This window comes from Micromonospora sp. NPDC050980 (genome assembly GCF_040653835.1).
Taxonomy (GTDB): domain Bacteria; phylum Actinomycetota; class Actinomycetes; order Mycobacteriales; family Micromonosporaceae; genus Micromonospora.
In genome coordinates this window covers 31,775-48,555 of sequence record NZ_JBFAGS010000002.1, presented here as the reverse complement: position 1 = coordinate 48,555, position 16,781 = coordinate 31,775, and the positions used below count along the sequence as shown (strand labels likewise).

At 74.5% G+C, this 16,781-nt stretch carries 12 protein-coding genes and 1 pseudogene; 5 read left to right on the top strand and 8 right to left on the bottom strand.

Annotated elements, in window-relative coordinates:
* Positions 1-127: 127 nt before the first annotated feature.
* Positions 128-928 carry an SDR family oxidoreductase gene (locus AB0H28_RS04250; RefSeq protein WP_358033996.1) on the bottom strand — a complete coding sequence of 267 codons (801 nt, stop codon included), beginning with the start codon at positions 926-928 and terminating at the stop codon, positions 128-130.
* A gap of 1 nt (position 929) precedes the next feature.
* A complete protein-coding gene (locus AB0H28_RS04245; protein WP_358033993.1) occupies positions 930-1,910 on the bottom strand; it encodes an LLM class F420-dependent oxidoreductase in 981 nt (326 codons plus the stop codon).
* Between AB0H28_RS04245 and AB0H28_RS04240 the strand changes: the two are divergent.
* Together AB0H28_RS04240 and AB0H28_RS04235 are read left to right on the top strand one after the other, a co-directional pair.
* Positions 1,888-3,135, top strand: a pseudogene (locus tag AB0H28_RS04240) (low temperature requirement protein A); the annotation flags it as partial. The gene AB0H28_RS04245 and the pseudogene AB0H28_RS04240 sit on opposite strands and share 23 nt — an antisense overlap.
* Positions 3,136-3,183: 48 nt before the next feature.
* On the top strand, positions 3,184-4,023 hold the full coding sequence (locus AB0H28_RS04235) for a DUF1028 domain-containing protein (RefSeq protein WP_358035135.1): 840 nt from the start codon (positions 3,184-3,186) through the stop codon (positions 4,021-4,023).
* A gap of 6 nt (positions 4,024-4,029) precedes the next feature.
* Here AB0H28_RS04235 and AB0H28_RS04230 read toward each other — a convergent pair whose 3' ends face one another.
* Together AB0H28_RS04230 and AB0H28_RS04225 are read right to left on the bottom strand one after the other, a co-directional pair.
* The gene (locus tag AB0H28_RS04230) at positions 4,030-4,701 is read right to left on the bottom strand and encodes a maleylpyruvate isomerase N-terminal domain-containing protein (protein ID WP_358033990.1); all 672 of its coding nucleotides are present in this window, start codon (positions 4,699-4,701) and stop codon (positions 4,030-4,032) included.
* 10 nt (positions 4,702-4,711) lie between these two features.
* On the bottom strand, positions 4,712-5,593 hold the full coding sequence (locus AB0H28_RS04225; protein ID WP_358033987.1) for a phosphatase PAP2 family protein: 882 nt from the start codon (positions 5,591-5,593) through the stop codon (positions 4,712-4,714).
* Positions 5,594-5,685: 92 nt separating this feature from the next.
* Here AB0H28_RS04225 and AB0H28_RS04220 point away from each other — a divergent pair, with 92 nt between their 5' ends.
* Positions 5,686-6,423 (top strand): DUF3159 domain-containing protein, encoded by a 738-nt coding sequence (locus tag AB0H28_RS04220; protein ID WP_358033985.1) that lies wholly within the window; start codon positions 5,686-5,688, stop codon positions 6,421-6,423.
* A gap of 288 nt (positions 6,424-6,711) precedes the next feature.
* Here the strand turns inward: AB0H28_RS04220 and AB0H28_RS04215 are convergent, their stop codons facing one another.
* Positions 6,712-9,609 carry a glycoside hydrolase family 48 protein gene (locus tag AB0H28_RS04215; RefSeq protein ID WP_358035132.1) on the bottom strand — a complete coding sequence of 966 codons (2,898 nt, stop codon included), beginning with the start codon at positions 9,607-9,609 and terminating at the stop codon, positions 6,712-6,714.
* An 841-nt stretch (positions 9,610-10,450) separates the two neighbouring features.
* On the opposite strand from AB0H28_RS04215, the gene AB0H28_RS04210 reads away from it, so the two are divergent.
* Positions 10,451-11,944, top strand: a complete 1,494-nt coding sequence (locus tag AB0H28_RS04210; RefSeq protein ID WP_358033982.1) for a GH1 family beta-glucosidase — start codon at positions 10,451-10,453, stop codon at positions 11,942-11,944.
* Between the two features lie 61 nt (positions 11,945-12,005).
* On the opposite strand, the gene AB0H28_RS04205 is transcribed toward AB0H28_RS04210, so the two are convergent.
* From AB0H28_RS04205 to AB0H28_RS04195, 3 genes are all read right to left on the bottom strand, one after another.
* Positions 12,006-12,419, bottom strand: a complete 414-nt coding sequence (locus AB0H28_RS04205; protein WP_218012428.1) for a roadblock/LC7 domain-containing protein — start codon at positions 12,417-12,419, stop codon at positions 12,006-12,008.
* A 5-nt stretch (positions 12,420-12,424) separates the two neighbouring features.
* Positions 12,425-15,007, bottom strand: coding sequence for a nitrate- and nitrite sensing domain-containing protein (locus AB0H28_RS04200; protein WP_358033979.1), 2,583 nt, complete (start codon positions 15,005-15,007; stop codon positions 12,425-12,427).
* A gap of 108 nt (positions 15,008-15,115) precedes the next feature.
* Positions 15,116-16,498: an FGGY family carbohydrate kinase gene (locus tag AB0H28_RS04195; protein WP_358033975.1), complete on the bottom strand. Its 1,383-nt coding sequence runs from the start codon at positions 16,496-16,498 to the stop codon at positions 15,116-15,118.
* A 76-nt stretch (positions 16,499-16,574) separates the two neighbouring features.
* Between AB0H28_RS04195 and AB0H28_RS04190 the strand changes: the two genes are divergently transcribed.
* Entirely contained in the window at positions 16,575-16,769 is a 195-nt protein-coding gene (locus AB0H28_RS04190; RefSeq protein ID WP_358035170.1) for a hypothetical protein, read from the top strand.
* The last annotated feature ends 12 nt before the right edge of the window (positions 16,770-16,781 follow it).

Here is a 16,781-nt window from a genome sequence, read left to right as displayed (position 1 = left end):
CGAACACGGGACCCCGGAAGGAGAGTCCCCGGCGCGGCGTCCGGGACGGGCCGGCGGGGTGCGGGACGCCGGGCGGTCAGAGAGCCGTGCCGCGCCAGCGGTGCGGGATCCGGCGGGATGCCGCCGCTCAGCGGTCGGCGGCGCGCAACCTGCGGACGAGCTTACGCAGGCCGGCCTGCCAGCCGTCCGGGTCCTCGGCGCGGCGGCGGGCGTAGTCGGCCACCTCGGTGTGCGGCAGGATGAGGAACCGCTCCTCGGCCAGCCCGGCGATGACCGCGTCGGCGACCTGGTCCGGGGTGAGGATCGCGCCGGAGGCGGCGATCACCCGGGCACCCAGGTGCCCCTCGGCCAGGCCGTCGGCGAGCATCGGGGTGTCCACGCCCTGCGGGCAGAGCGCGCTGACCCGGACGCCGGCGTCCCGGTAGGTGATCGCCACCCACTCGGCGAGGCCGACCGCCGCGTGCTTGGTGGCGGTGTACGGGGCGTCGCCGACCGCGGTCAGCAGGCCCGCCGCCGAGCAGGTGAGCAGCAGGTGCCCCTGCCCCCGGCGCAACATCCCCGGCAGCGCCGCCCGCACGCCGTGCAGGTGACCGAGCACGTTGACCCGCCAGGCCCGCTCCCAGTCGGCGTCCGGCGCGTCGAGGCCGCCGCCGGTGGACACCCCGGCGTTGGCGCAGAACAGGTCGACCCGGCCGTGGCGGCGCTCGGTCTCGTCGACGAGTGCGCGGACCGCCGCCTCGTCGGTGACGTCCAACCCGACGCCGGTGGCGACCGGGCCGATCGCGTCGGCCGCCGCGCGGGCCGCGTCGGCGGCCAGGTCGGCCAGCACCACGGCGGCGGCGCCCTCGGCGGCGAACCGGCGGCCCAACGCCGCGCCGATGCCGCCGCCCCCGCCGGTGATCACGGCCACCCGATCGGTCAGGTTCATCTCAGCGCACCTCACCGGCGCCGCCGGCGAGCCGGGGCAGCAGGTCGAGCCAGGCCGCCGCGCCGCCCTCGGTCGTCTCCGGGGTGGGCAGCACCGCCAGCACCGGCACGTCGACGCCGTTGGCGGCGTACCGGCGGGCCTCGGCCGCGCACCGCTCGGGCGGGCCGTGCAGCACCAGCGCGTCCACCACGTCGTCGGGCACCGCGGCGGCGGCGCCACGCCGGTCCCCCGCCTCCCACGCCCGCCACATCTCTGCCAGGCTGTCCTGCCGGCCCAGCCAGCGGTGGAAGGCGGCGTAGGCGGGCACGGTGAGGTAGCTGGTGATCAGCCGACGGCCCAGGGCACGGGCGTAACCGGCGTCCTCGGTGGGGCAGACGAAGATCCGGGCGGCGACCTCGAAGCCGGGGCGGCGCTCGCCCAGCTCAGCGAGCGCGGTCGGCACGTCGGTGGCGGCCAGCCAGTTGAGGATCACGCCGTCCGCCTCCGCGGCGGCGAGCCGCAGCATGCCGGGGCGCAGTGCGGCGAGCAGCACCGGTGGGGGGACCGCCGGCGGGCGTTCCAGCGTGAACCGCCGCACCGTGAACGTGTCGTACGCCCCGTCGACGGTCTCGCCGCGCAGCGCGGCGCGCAGGAAGCGCAACACGTCACGGGTGCGCCGGTAGGGCTCGTCGAACGGCACCGCGTTCCAGTCCCGCACCAGCACCGGCGAGGACGCGCCGACACCCAGCGCGAAGCGGCCCGGCGCGGCTTCGGCCAGCGCGGCGGCGCTCATCGCCAGCAACCCCGGCCCTCGGGTGAAGACCGGGGTGATCGCGGTGCCGAGCCGCAGCCGGGGCTGCCAGGCGGCGGCGAGCGCGAGCGGGGTGAACGCGTCGGTCCCGGCCACCTCCGACGACCAGACGTCGGTGAACCCGGCCTCGTTCAGGGCGGCGTAGACGGCGGCGTGGTCGGCGAGTGTGATGCCGCCCAGCGGAACGGTCATGCCCCATCGGTTCGTCACCCGATCGATCGTGCCCGCCGGAACGGCCCGGAGCAAGATCGGAGGCGATACGCGCGATCCGCGGCGCTATGACCGGAAAGAGTGTTACGACTTCCGGGTGAGGATCGCCGAGCCCGCCGCGCTGCGCCCGGACGACGGCGACGGAGCGCGGGCCACCTTCCTGGAACTCTTCTTCGACCTGGTCTACGTCTTCGCGCTGACCCGGATCTCGGCCCGCGCCTTCGAGGACCTGACCATGGAGGCCGGCCGGGACACGTGGTCGGCGGTGACCGGCGGCGGCAAGACCCTGCTGTTGCTGATCGCGCTCTGGATGCTCTGGCAGGGCACCGCGTGGACCACCAGCCGTTACGACCCGTACCACCTGTGGTTGCAGATCATCGTGGTCACCGCGTTGGTGTCGGCGATGGTGATGGGGGTGGCGATCCCCCGCGCCTTCGGCTCGACGGGGATGGCGTTCGCCATCGCGTACGTGGTGGCGCACGTCGCCCGCTCGGCGATCCTGCTGGTCGTGCTGCGCAGGTTGCAGTACCGCCGGTTGAAGCTACGCATGTTGATCACCTACTGCGTGGCGGGGGTGCTCTGGCTGCTCGGCGCGGTGCTGCCCACCGACGCCCGGGTGGTGCTCTGGGGCGCGGCGCTGCTGATGGAGCATCTCGGCAACCGCTTCGGCTGGCCGGTGCCGGGACTCGGTCGCTCGACGATCTCCCGGTGGGACATCCACGGTGGTCACCTGGCCGAGCGGTACCAGCAGTTCTACCTCGTCGCGCTCGGGGAGACGATCCTGGTCGCCGGCCTGACCTTCGTCGGGACGCCGGTCGGCGCGGCGGCCACCGGCGCGTTCGCGGCCGCGCTGGCCACGTCCGTGCTGCTGTGGCGGATCTATGTGCAGCGGGCCGGGCAGATCCTCGGCGAGGCGGTGACCGGGGCCCGCCATCCGGCCAGCATCGGCCGTTCCGCCGCCGACACCCATCTGGTGATGGTGGTCGGCGTGGTGGCCGCCGCGATCGGCTACGAGCTGACCATCGAGCACCCGACCGGGCACAACGAGCTGCCGTGGCTGGCCATGGTGGTGGGCGGGCCGGCGCTGTTCCTGGCCGGCCGGGCCCGGTTCGAGTACGAGGTGTTCGGCCGCGTCTCCCCGTCCCGACTCGTGGCGGTCGCCGTGCTGCTGCTGTCGGCGCCGCTGCTGGTCCGCCTCGCGCCGCTGGCCGGGTCGGCCTGCCGTCGGCGGCGAGCGCCGGGCTACGATCCGCGCGTGACCTTCTCGCTCGTCGCCCGCTCCGCCGACGGGCACCTGCACGGTGTGGCCGTGGCCAGCCGGTTCCTCGCCGCCGGGGCGCTGGTTCCGGCCGCCGAGGCACGCATCGGTGCGGTCGCCACCCAGGCCCACGCCAACCTCGCCTACCGGGCGCAGGCGCTGGCCATGCTGCGTACCGGCGTGACCGCCGCCGACGCGGTGGCCGGCCTGGTCGCCGCCGACCCCGGGCGCGACGACCGGCAGCTCGCGGTGGTCGGGGCCGCCGGCGCCGGCGCCACCTGGACCGGCCCGCGCTGCCATCCCTGGGCCGGTGGGCAGGCCGGCGACGGGTGGGCCGCGCAGGGCAACATCCTGGACGGCCCCCAGGTGATCGACGCGCTGCGCGACGCCTGGCTCACCGGCACCGACCTGCCGTTCCCGCAGCGGATGCTGGCCGCGCTGGCCGCCGGCGACCGGGCCGGCGGCGACCGGCGCGGCCGGCAGAGCGCCGCGCTGCTGGTGGTGCAGCGGCACGGCGGATACGCCGGCACCGGCGACGAACTGGTCGACCTGCGCGTGGACGACCATCCCGACCCGGTCGCCGAACTGCGGCGGCTGCTCGGTCTGCACACCATGATCTTCGGCCGTCCCGACCCGGCCACCCTGCGCGACCTCACCGGCCCGCTCGCCGTCGAGGTGGCGGAGCTGCTCGCCGCCGCCGGGCACCCGGTCGGGCCGGCCGGGCTGGACGACGCGCTCGCCGCCTGGTCGGGCCTGGAGAATTTGGAGGAACGCTTCGTGCCCGGGCGGATCGACCCGATCGTGCTGGACCACCTGCGTCGCGGCGCGGCGGGCTGACCCGGCTCAGCCGCCGAAGGCGAGCCGGCGGACGCCGGCCGCCGCCAGCGCCGTGCGTTCCGCGCCGGTCAACGGCAACCGACCGGTGGCCTTGCGCAGCACGGTGAGCGCGTCCCAACCGAGCCCGTCCGGCACCGGCCGACCGGCGGTCAGCACGTCGACCACCACCGCGACCGCGGCCGGGCTCGTCCAGGGCGACCGGTCCAGCGCGTCGGCCAGGTCCAGGCCGTGCACCGCGACCTCCACCACCCGGGTACGCAGGAACTCGGTAAGCGTCATCGCGTCGCCGTGTCGGGTGCGCACCACCCGCCCCGGCGGCTCGGCCGCGACCGCCGCGTCGGTGGCCCGCCAGGCCCGCCCGAACTCGCGCGCCACCTCCGCCGGACCCGGATGCTCGCGCGCCGCCGCCCGCGCCCCGTCGATCCGCTCCCGGTCGACCGCGGGCGCGAACTTGGCGGCGCCGAAGTAGTCGGGCGCGGTCACCTCGGGCCGGGGCGGCGCGGGCTCGGCGAGCATCGCGACCAGCCGGCCGGCCCCGGTGCACACGTGCGCCAGCAGGTCCCGCACCCGCCACGGCGGGCACGGCGTCGGCCGGTCCAGGGCCGGAGCGTCCAGGCCGCGCAGCACCCGTTCCAGCCGCCCGCACTCGGCGCGGAACGCCGCTCGTACCGGCTCCATCGGCGCTCCCTCAACCCTTCCAGCGGGGCACCAGCCGGTGCACCACGGCGAGGACCAGCGCGGTCACCACGGCGATCGTGCCGACGATGCCTGTCGCGCTGCCCGCGTACCCGACGAACAGCGGTCGGCGGCCGAGCTCCTCGACGGCGGTCGTGGAACGGTCGACCAGCCAGGACAGCGCCAGCGCGGAGACCAGCAGGGCCAGCGCGCCGCCGACGCCGAGCACGGCGGCGGCCAGCCGGTGCGCGTCGCCCGGCTCCACCACGGCCCGCTCCCGTTGAAAGACCAGCAGCACCAGCCCCGCCACCGCGGCCCACGCGCCGACCAGCAGGTACGCGGCGACCGCGTCGCTGGGCCGGTGCCAACCGGCGGAGAGCGTGGCCACGCCGGCGGCGGCGGCGTAACCGGCGCCGATGAACGCGCCGGCCACCCGTAGCTGCCGGGGCAGCACCAGGATCAGCGCGACCGCCACCGAGGCGGCCACCGTGGTGTGGCCGCTGGGCAGGCTGTTGCCGGCGGCGGCCCGTTCCGGGTCGATGCCGAAGTCCGGGCGGACCAGGAAGTGTTTGAGCAACTGGGTGCTCGCGTTCGCGCCGGCGATCAGCAACGTCGCGGTGACGGCGAGCGCCTTGCGACCCCGGATCAGCGCGATGAAACCGATCACGGCGGTGGCGGCCAGCAGCGACACCGCCGACATGGCGTTGAGGATGGTGTCCACCGGCCCGTCGACCCGCTCCTGCCCGATCTCGTTGCCGGTCAACGCGACCGTGTCCAGCCACTGACCCAGCCCGGTGTGCACGGCGAGCCGCCACAACACCAGGAACGCGGCCGTCTGGAGCAAGGCCAGTACGACCAACCAGACCGCCGTCCAACCCCTCGCCGTCTCCCGCACCCGGACAACTTAGCGGTCGACCCGCTCCGGCGCGCGCCGGAGCGCCAGGGTTCCGGCGTAGGTTGAGTCGGGCGTCGTCGAGGAGGTGGCAGGTGAGCGGTGGGCCGGATCCGCAGCGGTCGGCCGAGGCCCGGCCGGAGTCGCTGGCCGACCTGCTCGGCGGCCGGCGGGGAGCGGTGGACGCCACGCTGCCCCCGCTGGCGTTCGGGCTCGGTTGGGCGCTCGGCGGGCTGGCCGCCGCGGTGGCCGCCGCGGTGGTGACCGGCACGGCGGTGGCCGGGTGGCGCTGGCGGCGTGGCGACCGTCCCCGCTCGGTGCTGGTCGGGTTGCTCGCGGTCTGCCTGGCCGCGCTGATCGCGTTGCGCACCGGCCGGGCCGGCGACTTCTTCCTGTTGCAGATCGCCGCCAACGCGGCCAGCGCGCTGGCCTGGGCGGTAAGCGTCGTGGTGCGCTGGCCGCTGCTCGGCGTGGTGGTCGGGTTGGCGCTCGGGCAGCGGGGGCGGTGGCGGCGCGACCCGGCGCTGCTGCGGGCGTACGGCCGGGCGAGCTGGGTGTGGACGGCGTCCTACGTGCTGCGGGTGGCGGTGCTCGTGCCGCTCTGGCTCGACGGGCAGGTGGTCGCGCTGGCGGTGACGCGGGCGGCCCTGACCTGGCCGCTGATCGCGGCGGCGCTGGCGGTGAGCTGGGTGGTGATCCGTCGGTCGTTGCCGGCCGGGCATCCGGGGCTGCGGCACCCGGCGGGGGCGTCCGGCCCGGGCGGCGCGCCGACGCCGGCAGTGGCCCGGGAAGAGGCAGTGGCCCGGGAAGAGGCAGTGGCCCGGGAACAATAGTGGAGAGGCCGCCACGGGGGGAGCGGCCTCTCCGTCAAATACGTTACTCCGTCGGCGCCACGGATGTGATCCCGTGGAGCGTTGAATTTTCGGTGCCTTTTCGCGCCATGGGTCGTCCCCGGGCGGGGTGGTGGGCCGGTCCGTCCGCTGCGTCGGCCGGACGGCCGGCCCACCCGGCCTGACCGTGGGCGTCAGGCCGTCCGCCGACCCGGCCGCTCCGTTCCCCCATCGGCCGGGTGGGCGTCCTCCGTGGGCGGGTCATCTCCCGCCCACGGAGGAGTCGTCACCTCATCCCTGCGGGAAGTAGGTGCCGTAGTCGGCGTACGCCATGGCGACGTCCGCCTGCGCCCAGAACCGGTGGTAGTTGAAGACCGGCTCCGCGCCGCCGTCCAGGTACGCCTGCACCTTCGGCCAGTCCGGGTCGTTCTTGTAGAAGGAACGGATGTCCAGGAAGCTCTTGCCGGCGGCGATGGTGTCGCCGTTGGGCATCTTCCCGGTCCAGCCCGGCGGCACGTAGAGGCCCTGACCGTCGGCGGCGTTGTAGACGTCGTCGAAGCGCTTGTAGTCGCCGCGCTTCTCCGGCATCGACACGCCCTTGCTGTCGGCGGCTGCCGACAGCGCGTCCAGCAGGCCCTTGGCGGTGTTCTTCGCCGCGGTGTTGCCGGACTTGGCCGCGTACGCGATGAGGGTGCGGGCGTAGGCGGCGGCGACGCCGACGTCCTGACCCTTGACCGTCACCTCGACGTGCAGGTTGGTGTTCGGCTGCGGGCTGCTCGGGTTCCAGTTGGCCGGCTGGCCCGTCCACTTCATGTCCGACGGGATCGACCAGTTGGCGCCGGTGGTGGTGTTGGCGATGGCCCACGGCACCCACTTGTCCAGCAGCGCCTTGGCCTTGGCGTTACCGGTCTGCAGGTAGAGCTCGGCGATGCGCTGCATCGACCAGGCCTGCATGCCGAACCACTGGTTCGACGGCGGGTCGTTGTAGACCGGGTCGACGTCGTAGAACATGCCGTAGAAGGTGGCGGTGCCGGCCGGCGGGGTGCCGTAGTTGCCGTCCCAGCTGTTGGTGGCGCCGCCGGCGATGCCGCCCTCGGCGGACTGGAGCCAGGTGTAGAACTCCAGCTGCCGGTCCATGCTCTTCTGCCAGTCGGAGACCGCGGTCGGCGACTTCGGCTTCAGCTCCGCGACGTTGGTCATCGCCCAGGCCGCGAACGGGTTCTGGTAGCCGAAGTGGCTGTGGCTGGAGCCGATCCGCCACGACCAGTTCTGCGACGTGTCGTACGCGCCGCCCCAGGCGTAGTACCAGGAGAGCAGGTAGTGCGCCGAGTCACGGCCGCTGCCGGCCGGGCACGCGGACGCCCCGACGCAGTTGCCGATCTTCTTGAAGTACTTGTCGAACAGCGCGTAACGCAGGTAGTCGCCCATCTTGGCGGCCTTGGCCACGGTGGCCGCCACGTCGGCCTCCTTGCCCTGCGCCTTGGCCCAGGTCAGGGCCCAGTACGCGGCCTGCACGGCACGCGCGTCGGCGTCCGGCGCGTTGGTGTACTTCCACTGCTTGGCCGGGGCGTTGGACTCCTTGACGAACAGGTCGAGGTAGCCGTACTGGCCGCCATGCTTGAACGTGTCGCAGGACGGCTGCGGCACGGTCTCCCACACCGACTCCTGGGTGCCCCGCTGGAACGTGTTGATGTAGGCGGGCTTGGTGGTGCCGTCGCCGCACCGGCCGAAGCCGTAGGTGTTGTCGACGTCCATCAGCCAGTGCATGCCGTAGATGTCACCGGTGCCGTAGGTGGACTGCAGCTCCGAGCGCAGCGGGTCCTGGCCGACCGGGACGCTGGCCTCCAGCGCGGACGGGTACTGGCTGGGCAGGTTGTGCTCCGCCGCGTACTGCGGGGTGCCCGGCGCGCCCGCCGTGGGCTGGTCGGCGTGGCTCGGGATGATGTACTTCTCCGTCACGGTCCACGCGTTGTTGAACGGGCTCCAGTTGTGGGTGACCCGGCCGTACTGGGCCTCCAGCCAGATCCAGAAGCTGAACGCCTCCGACGTGGTCTCGTGCCCGTGGTCCGGCGCCTCGACGATCAGCGTCTCGATCGAGTGGTACGGCACGCCCTCGGGGCTGAAGTAGCCCGAGTTCTTGATCTTGCCGTATTGGTCGAGGAACTTCTTGATGTAGGCGTTGTCGCCGCCCGGGCTGTCGTTGTCGACCTCGGTGGCGACCACCGAGACCGGGGCGTACCCGGTGGCCGACGCCGTCACGGTGGCGGTGCCGCCGACGGTGTCCGCGTCCTCGGCCGCGGCGACGGTGGCGGTGACGCCGGTGCTCCAGTTGCTCGGGGTGAGCGTCAGCGTGGCCGGCGAGACGGTGATGTCGGTGTCACCGGTGACGGCGAGGGTCACCGGGACGTTGCCGCTGGGCGCCGCGCTGAGCGTGTAGCGGACCGTGGCGCTGCCGCCCTCGTCGACGCTCACCGCTGACGGGTTGGCGAGCAGCTTCGGCCCGGTGGCCGCGGTCACCGTGAACGCCTCCTCCACCGTCGCGGTGCCGCCGGCGTTGTCGTACGCCTTGGCCTGCACGGTGTAGCTGCCGGCGGGAAGGCCCAGCAGGTCGTAGCCGTAGGGCGCGGTGGTGTCGGTGTTGACCAGCAGCCCGTTGCGGTAGAACTCGACCTTGCTGATGGTGCCGTCGGGGTCGCTGGCGGTCGCGGTCAGCGGGACGTCCGCCGGGGCGGTGAACGGACCGGCCGGCACGCCGAGGGACACCGTCGGCGGCTGGTTGGTGGAGGCGCCGTTGCAGGCGACCCCGTTGAGCGTGAACGCGGACGGCTTCGGGTTGCTGCCGCTGAACGAGCCGTTGAAGCCGATGTTGGTGGACGCGCCGGTGGGCAGGCTGCCGTTCCACGACTCGTTGGTCGCGGTCACCTCGCTGCCGGACTGGCTCCACTTGGCCGACCAGCCCTGGGTCACGCGCTGGCTGCTGTTGGGGAACGCGAACTTCAGCGACCAGTTGTTCAGCGCGTCACCCAGGTTCTTGATGGTGACGCTGGCGGTGAAGCCGCCGCTCCAGTCGTTTGTCGCGTAGGTCACGTCGCAGGCCGGGGCGGCCTGCGCGGCGGTCGCCGGCAGGGCCACCCCGCCGATGGCGAGGGCGGTGGCGGCGAGCATCGCCGTGCGGCGACGTCTGGCCATGAGTCTCATGTGGGCGGTGTCTCCTCGGACCGGGCCGGGACCGGGGTCCCGGCGGGGCGCCTCCACGCGCCGTCGGACGTACGCGGGGGGACGGAGGCGTCCGGAAAGGTGGTCGTCCCGGCCGTGCCGGGGATCGGGCGCCGCACCGGTTGTCACCGGGTGCCCTCGGCGGCCCGCGCTCGCGCGAGCTGGCTCCGCGTCGCGTGTCGAGAGTCTGCCATGGAAGCGCTCCCACCACAATGTCCAGGGCAGATACCCACGTCCATGTTTCGATCTCGTTTAGGGGCTTTCACAAACCCGTGACGGGGGTTACAGTCGCAGCATCGCCGATGGGAGCGCTTCCATCGACGGAGATGTAAGTACTGAATCGCCGGGGACACCCGTGCCCGGCGGATCGGCCCCATGGCCGACGGCGATACCAGCCCGGACGCCGCCGCCGGCCATCACCCGCCAGATGGAGGGAGGTGGAACCAGAGCCACTCGCGTGGCCCGGCTCCCGCGCGACACGCACGACGGACGCCAATTCCAGGTCGTGTGTGTGTGCATCTCGGTGGGGACGGGGGTTGCCCTCCCCCGTCCCCACACTAAACCCCCGTTGTCGACGGCAAAAGAGGCCGACGGGACAGGCGTGACACGCCACCCGGACGGCCTTTCGCGCTATCTGCCCCATCCTCGCCGCTCGCCCCCGCCCCCCGAGCGACACCCGCCCACCCCCACTCCGGCCGCCCGCCGGCCGCGCCGCGCCCGCGCCGCGACCGCCGGAATCGAGGCCGGCCGCCTCCGGCCTATGCTGGGAGCGCTCCCGGCCCCCGGGCGGCCCGTCACTTCGAGGAGAACCTCCATGTCGTTACTCACCCGACGGCGCCTGCTCCGCCGCGCGGCCCTGTCCGCGACCGCCGCCGGCGCGGCCCGGACCGGGCTCGCCGGCGCCACCGCGGCCGGGCTCGCCGCCTCCGCCACCGCCCTCGGCGGCTGCGACTCCCCGCCCGAGCGCGACACCGACACGGCGCCCGACGGTGGGCTGCGGTTCCCGCCCGGATTCGGCTGGGGCGCGGCGACCTCGGCCTACCAGATCGAGGGGGCCGCCAAGGAGGACGGGCGGGGCGAATCCGTCTGGGACACCTTCAGCCGCACGCCCGGACGCACCCGCAACGGCGACACCGGCGACGTCGCGGCCGACCACTACCACCGCTACGCGCAGGACCTCGACCTGATGCGCGAGCTGGGACTGCGCAGCTACCGCTTCTCCATCTCCTGGCCCCGCATCCAGGCCGACGGCTCCGGCCGCCCGAACCAGCGTGGCCTCGACTTCTACCGCCGGGTCGTGGACGGGCTGCACGAACGGGACATCGCGCCGATGGTCACCCTGTTCCACTGGGACCTCCCCCAGGCGTTGCAGGACGACGGCGGTTGGGAGAACCGCGACACCGCCGAGCGCTTCGCCGACTACGCCGACGCGGTGTTCCACGGCCTCGGCGAGCAGGTGCCGGTGTGGCTCACCGTCAACGAGCCGAAGACCGTGGTGCAGAACGGCTACCTCACCGGCCACCACGCTCCCGGGCACCAGGACGAGGCCGCCGCGTACCTGGTGGCCCACCACCTCCAGCTCGCCCACGGCCTCGCCGTGCAGGCGCTGCGCGCCTCCGGCGTGCCCGGGCGGGTCGGTCCGGCGCTCAACCTGCACCCCTGCTACCCGGCGGACGACAGCGCCGAGGCCGCCGCCGCGACCAGGCTCCACGACGGCTACGAGAACCGCCTCTACCTCGACTCGATCTTCAAGGGCGCGTACCCGCAGGACGTGCTCGACGACCTGGGCCCGGACAGCCGGATGGCCCGGGGCGTCCGGGACGGCGATCTGAAGATCATCTCAAGCCCGGTGGACCTGCTCGCGGTGCAGTACTACACCCCGATCTACGTCACCGGCAGCGGTGGCACGGTCCGCCGGTGGCCCACGTCGGAGGCGGACTGGCAGCAGATCTACCCCCAGGGCATGTACGACACGCTGACCCGGGTCACCCGTGACTACGGCCCGGTGCCGATCACTGTCACCGAGAACGGCCTGCCCTGCCCCGACGCACCCGGACCGGACGGCACCGTCGACGACGCCGGCCGGGTCGCCTTCCTGCGCGACCACTTCACCGCCGCGCACCGGGCCATCGGCGACGGCGTGCCGCTGGAGAGCTACCACGTCTGGTCGCTGCTGGACAACTTCGAGTGGAACGAGGGGTACGAGCAGCGCTGGGGCCTGATCTACGTGGACTACCCGACCCAGCGCCGGGTGTTCAAGCGCAGCGCCCACTGGTACCGCGAGGTGATCCGCCGCAACGGACTCTAGACGGGCACGGCCCGGCCGGCGGCGGCGCCGGCCGGGTGCTCGTCGGCGCCTGACCCGAAGCTCAGCGCGGCAGCGCCTGCTGGAGTTCGGCCCGCAGCGCCGGGGTGAGCATCTCGCCGGCCTGCTTGGCCAGCCGGGCCATCTCGTAGCCGACCACGCCGATGTCCGCGTCCGCGCCGGCCAGCGTCGCCAGGATCGAGCCGTCGCGGATCTGCATCACCAGGAAGTAGCCCCGGCCCATCTCGACCACTGTCTGCTTGACGATGTCGCCGTCGAACATCTGGGCCGCGCCCGCGGTGATGCTCATCAGGCCCGAGGTCACCGCGGCGAGCTTGTCCGCGTGGTCGCGCGGCAGGTGCGCGGAGATCGCCACCAGCAGGCCGTCGGACGACACCACCACGGCGTGCGCCACCCCGGGCACCCGCTCGGCGAACGCGTTCACCAGCCAGCTCAGGTCGCGTGCCTCCTGGCTCAACGTCGTCACTGTCGTCGTCCCCCTTCGTCGCGCGGCAGGTACATCTCGGTCGTCTCCTCGGCCTCGGCCCGTCGTACCCCGCCGTAGAAGCGGGAAAGCATACCGCCGACCGCCTCCGGGTCCGGCTCGTGCCGCACCCCCGCACGGTCCGACCGCTCGGCCGACGACACCGCGGCGAGCTGGGCCATCGGCACCCGCACCGGCAGCCCGCGATCGTTGGTCCCCCCGGTCACCGGCGTCCGTGCCGGCGCCGGCGTCACACCGAGCACCGACGACGTCGGTCCCTGCCGAGAGAACCAGCCGCCGCCCGCCGCCGCACCGGCGGCCGGAGCGAGCACGTCCTCGGCCCGGCCGGGCACCGGTCGGGGGCGCGGCACCGCGTCCGGCGCGGCGGCGGGCGGCGGGGACGGCGGCTCCGCCGCGTCACCGAGCGGACGGCCGGTCAGCGGCGAGACCGGAAGTGCCGGCGGACCCGACGGCGGCGGCGGACCAGGCCGCGGCGGTGCCGGGTGGCGGCCGGCCACCGGCAACTCGGCGGTGGCCGTACCGAGCGCCCGCGACGCCGCGGCGACCTGACCGGCGAGCATCCGCGCCGGCACCGGCGGGTCCAACCCCGGCGGGGGCGTCTCGGCCAGCAGGTCGGCCGGGATCCGGACCCGGGTGACCAGACCCTCCCGGCCGGGAAGCAACTGCACCCGGACGCCGTTGCGCGAACCCAGGTGGCTCACCACGAACAGACCCATCCGCTCGGAGGCGCCCACGTCCGCCGCCGGCGGCTCGGCCAGCACCGCGTTCGCCTCGGCCAACGCGGCGGGGCTCATCCCGAGCCCCCGGTCGACGATCTCCACCAACGCGCCGGGACCGTCCGCCGCGACCACCACCCGCACCACCGTGTCCGGCCGGGAGAACGTGGTGGCGTTCTCCAGCAGCTCCGCGAACAGGTGCACCAGGTCGCCGACGGCGTGCCCGACCAGGTACAGGTCGGAGCGGTTCTCGTGGCGCACCCGCTGGTACTGCTCGATCTCCGCGCTCGCCGCGAGCAGCACCGCCCCCAGCCCCACCGGGCGGTTCCACCGCCGGGTGGACTCCGTGCCGGCGAGGACCAGCAGGCTCTCGTCGTTGCGGCGCATCCGGGCGGCGAGGTGGTCGAGCTTGAACAGGTTCTCCAGCTGGTCCGGGTCGCTCTCCTCACGCTCCAGGTCGTCGAGCAGCTCCAGTTGCCGCTCGACCAACACCTGGCTGCGCCGGGCCAGGTTGACGAACATCGAGTTGACGTTGCGGCGCATCATCGCCTGCTCGACCGCGACGTCCACGGCGCTGCGGTGCACCGCCACGAACGCCTCCGCCAGCTCACCGATCTCGTCCTGCGAGTCGACCACCGCCGGCGGGACGTCGATCGCGCCCACCGGCCGGTCCACCGCCCGCAGCCGCTGGAGCGTCATCGGCAGCTCCACCTGCGCGATGCGCAGCGCCTGGCCGCGCAGTTGGCGCATGGCGCGGGCCACCGACCGGCCGACCAGCAGCGAGATGAGCACGGCCACCAGGAGAACCGCGACGATTCCGCCGGCGACCAGCAGCGTCTCCCGCAGCTGCCGCGCGCTCGCGTCGTCGGCCCGCCGCACCGCGTCGTCGAGGATCTCGCCCTCGAGCTGGCGGAACAGCTCCTGCCGCTGCTCGGTGGCCGCCCACCACTGCGGCGCGGACGGCAACGCCGGTTCCGCCCCGCCGGTGGGCAGGGTCCGTTCCTCCAGCCGGGTGGCCGTGACGAAGGCCGGGTCCACCGAGGTGCGGTCGTACCGGCGCACCTGCTCGGCGGTCGCCGCCACCCGGAACGCGCCCAGCGCGGTGAGCTGCTGGGCCCGCAGGTCGCTCAGCGTCACCTGGTCGTCCGGCTCGTAGCGGCCGGCACGGGCCGCCGCGTACAGCTCGGCGCGGATCCGGGAGGACAACTCCTTGACCCGGGCCAGTTGCACGTAGCGCAGCACCGCCTCGGTCAGCGCCCGCCGGCCGTCGCCGGGCGACGGTTCGGCCAGCAGGTTGAGCTGCGCCGCGACCGCGCGGTGGTAGTTGCTGAGCACGGTGTCGGCGGAGAGCACCGCGGGCGGCACCGCGGCCCGGATGTTCACCACCTGGTCGTACGCCTCCAGCGCCTCCGCGTAGGAGACCCGCCAGGCGGCGTCGGCGTCGGCCAGCGGTTCGGCCGCCGCGCGCAGCTCGTCCACCGCCCGGTCGGTCGCCTCCTGCAACGGCCGCAGCGCGGCGACCGCGGCGTCCCGGTCGGCGCCGGAGCCGGACCGGCGCAGCGCGGCCAGCTCGCCGGCGCTACGGTCCCGCTCCTGCTGGAGCCGGTCGACCACGGCGGTGATCTGCCGGCCGATGCCGACCTGCTCGGCGAAGTCGCTCAGCGTGGTGGTCTGCCCGACCAGGCCCCGGGTCTGCACGCCGGCCAGGACCAGGAACGCCAGCGAGGGGATCACGAGCACGGTGGCGAGCTTGGTGCCCATCCGCCAGTCCCGCAGCCGGAACCCGGAGCGCCGGCGGTGCGGCGGCGGGGCCGCGCCGCGGGCCGGGTCGGGACCTGCGCGCACACTTGCCTCCTCGGTCCGCTCCACCGCGCCGGGGAGCGGGCTCCATCCAACCAGGCCGGCGGGCGCTGTCAACGCCCGCCCGGACGGCATGAGCAGGACGGTCAGCGGTTACGCCGCCGGCCCGGCGTCGGCATCCGGCCGGCCGACGCCGCCGACGTCGGCCGCCTGCCGGATCCGGCCCAGAGCCACCAGCGCGGCGCCGGTCGCCCCGATCTCCGGGTTGCGCTGCCATCGCACCGTACGCGGGACGAGCGCGTCGACGAAGGCCGAGCGCCACCACGGGGAGGCGGCCATCGCCCCGCCGCCGAGCACCACCTCCATCGGGTCCCCGACGCCGGCCTCCAGCAGCGCCAGGTCGTCGGCGACGAGCCGGCACAGCCCGCCCATCAGTCCGACCAGGAGGTCGACGGCGGTGGTCCCGAAGCTCAATCCGCGCAGCTCGCCCGAGCCGGCCGGAGCGGTGCCCGGGGGTCGGTCCCCGCCGAAGCGGGGATCGGCCCGCGCCGTCGCGCCGGTCCCGGCGCGGCGCAGCGCGGCCTCCAGCTCCGCGCCCGCCGGCAGCCGCAGCTCGCGGTCGGCCCAGGCGAACAGGTTCCCGCCGCTGGAGTACGCCGCCCCGGTGACCACGTGGTCGTGGTCGATCCGGTAGCGCCAGAGCTGGTCCGGCAGCGGCGGCAGCTCCGCCCCGGCCGGCACGGCCTGGATCATGCGGACCGCTGCGGAGGTGCCGACGGTGACCGCGGCCCGGGACTCGTCGACGCAGCCGGATCCCACGTTGGACGCGGCGCCGTCGCCGACCGGCGCGCTCCAGCGCGCGCCGGCCAACTGCGGCCAGCGCCGCGCGTGCTCCGGGTTCAACCGGCCGTGCCAGCCCGGCGGGGCCAGCCGCGGCAGTTCCCGCGGGCGCACCCCGGCCAGCGCGCACGCCTCCGCGTCCCAGTCGAGGCGGCGCAGGTCGAGCAGCCCGGTCCCGGAGGCCAGCGAGACCGACATCGGCGCGTCGTCGAGCAGCGCGCCGAGCGCGTACTCGGCCAGGCCGGCGAACCGGGCGGCCGAGTCGCCGCCGCGCTCGGCCAGCCAGGGCAGCCGCATTGACCAGTAGCAGCGGTGCCACCAGGTGCCGGTGCGCCGGTGGTAGTCGTCCGGATCGGCCGGGCCGGCCGGGCCGCGGGCCGGCGCCGGCCGGGTGTCCAGCCAGGTCAGCACCGGCCCCGACGGGGTGCCGTCGGCGGCCAGCGGCAGCACGGAGTGCCACTGCGCGGACGTCGCCACCAATCCGACCTGCCCCAGGTGCCCGCCCGCGGCCAGCTCGTCCAGGCACTCGACGAGGCACGCCAGGTAGCCGGGGCCGTCCAGCGTGCCGGTGCCGTCGTCGCCGGTGGCCAGGTGCACCTTGCGGCGGGCCAGCGCGCCCGGGCGCGGCACCGCGTCCGCGTCCAGCACCAGCCCGCGTGCCGAGGAGGTGCCCAGGTCCAGAGCGAGAATGTCCATCGCCGGTCAACCTACCCGGCGCGGGCGGCGACGCTGATCGGGTTCCCGGCACCGCCGCTCCCGTGCACTGATCGCCATGCCCGCGCATCTGCCCTGTTGGTGGCCCGGCGACGGCGCGATGCACGCGCTGCGCGGCGCGGGCTTCGCCGGGGTGCGGTTCCACCCGGAGTCGGTGCTCAGCCGGGACGGCACGGCGATCCTGGCCGACCTGCTCGGGCACCTGCTGGACCGGACGGCGCTGCGCGGGCATGCCACGGCGGATCGGGGGTAGGCCGAATGTGAC

What these genes read in the sequence shown, in the direction of transcription:
- AB0H28_RS04250 (WP_358033996.1), bottom strand. Translation starts at nt 928, where the DNA reads ATGAACCTGACCGATCGGGTGGCCGTGATCACCGGCGGGGGCGGCGGC.
- AB0H28_RS04245 (WP_358033993.1), bottom strand. Translation starts at nt 1,910, where the DNA reads ATGACCGTTCCGCTGGGCGGCATCACACTCGCCGACCACGCCGCCGTC.
- AB0H28_RS04230 (WP_358033990.1), bottom strand. Translation starts at nt 4,701, where the DNA reads ATGGAGCCGGTACGAGCGGCGTTCCGCGCCGAGTGCGGGCGGCTGGAA.
- AB0H28_RS04215 (WP_358035132.1), bottom strand. Translation starts at nt 9,609, where the DNA reads ATGGCCAGACGTCGCCGCACGGCGATGCTCGCCGCCACCGCCCTCGCC.
- AB0H28_RS04210 (WP_358033982.1), top strand. Translation starts at nt 10,451, where the DNA reads ATGTCGTTACTCACCCGACGGCGCCTGCTCCGCCGCGCGGCCCTGTCC.
- AB0H28_RS04195 (WP_358033975.1), bottom strand. Translation starts at nt 16,498, where the DNA reads ATGGACATTCTCGCTCTGGACCTGGGCACCTCCTCGGCACGCGGGCTG.
- AB0H28_RS04190 (WP_358035170.1), top strand. Translation starts at nt 16,575, where the DNA reads ATGCCCGCGCATCTGCCCTGTTGGTGGCCCGGCGACGGCGCGATGCAC.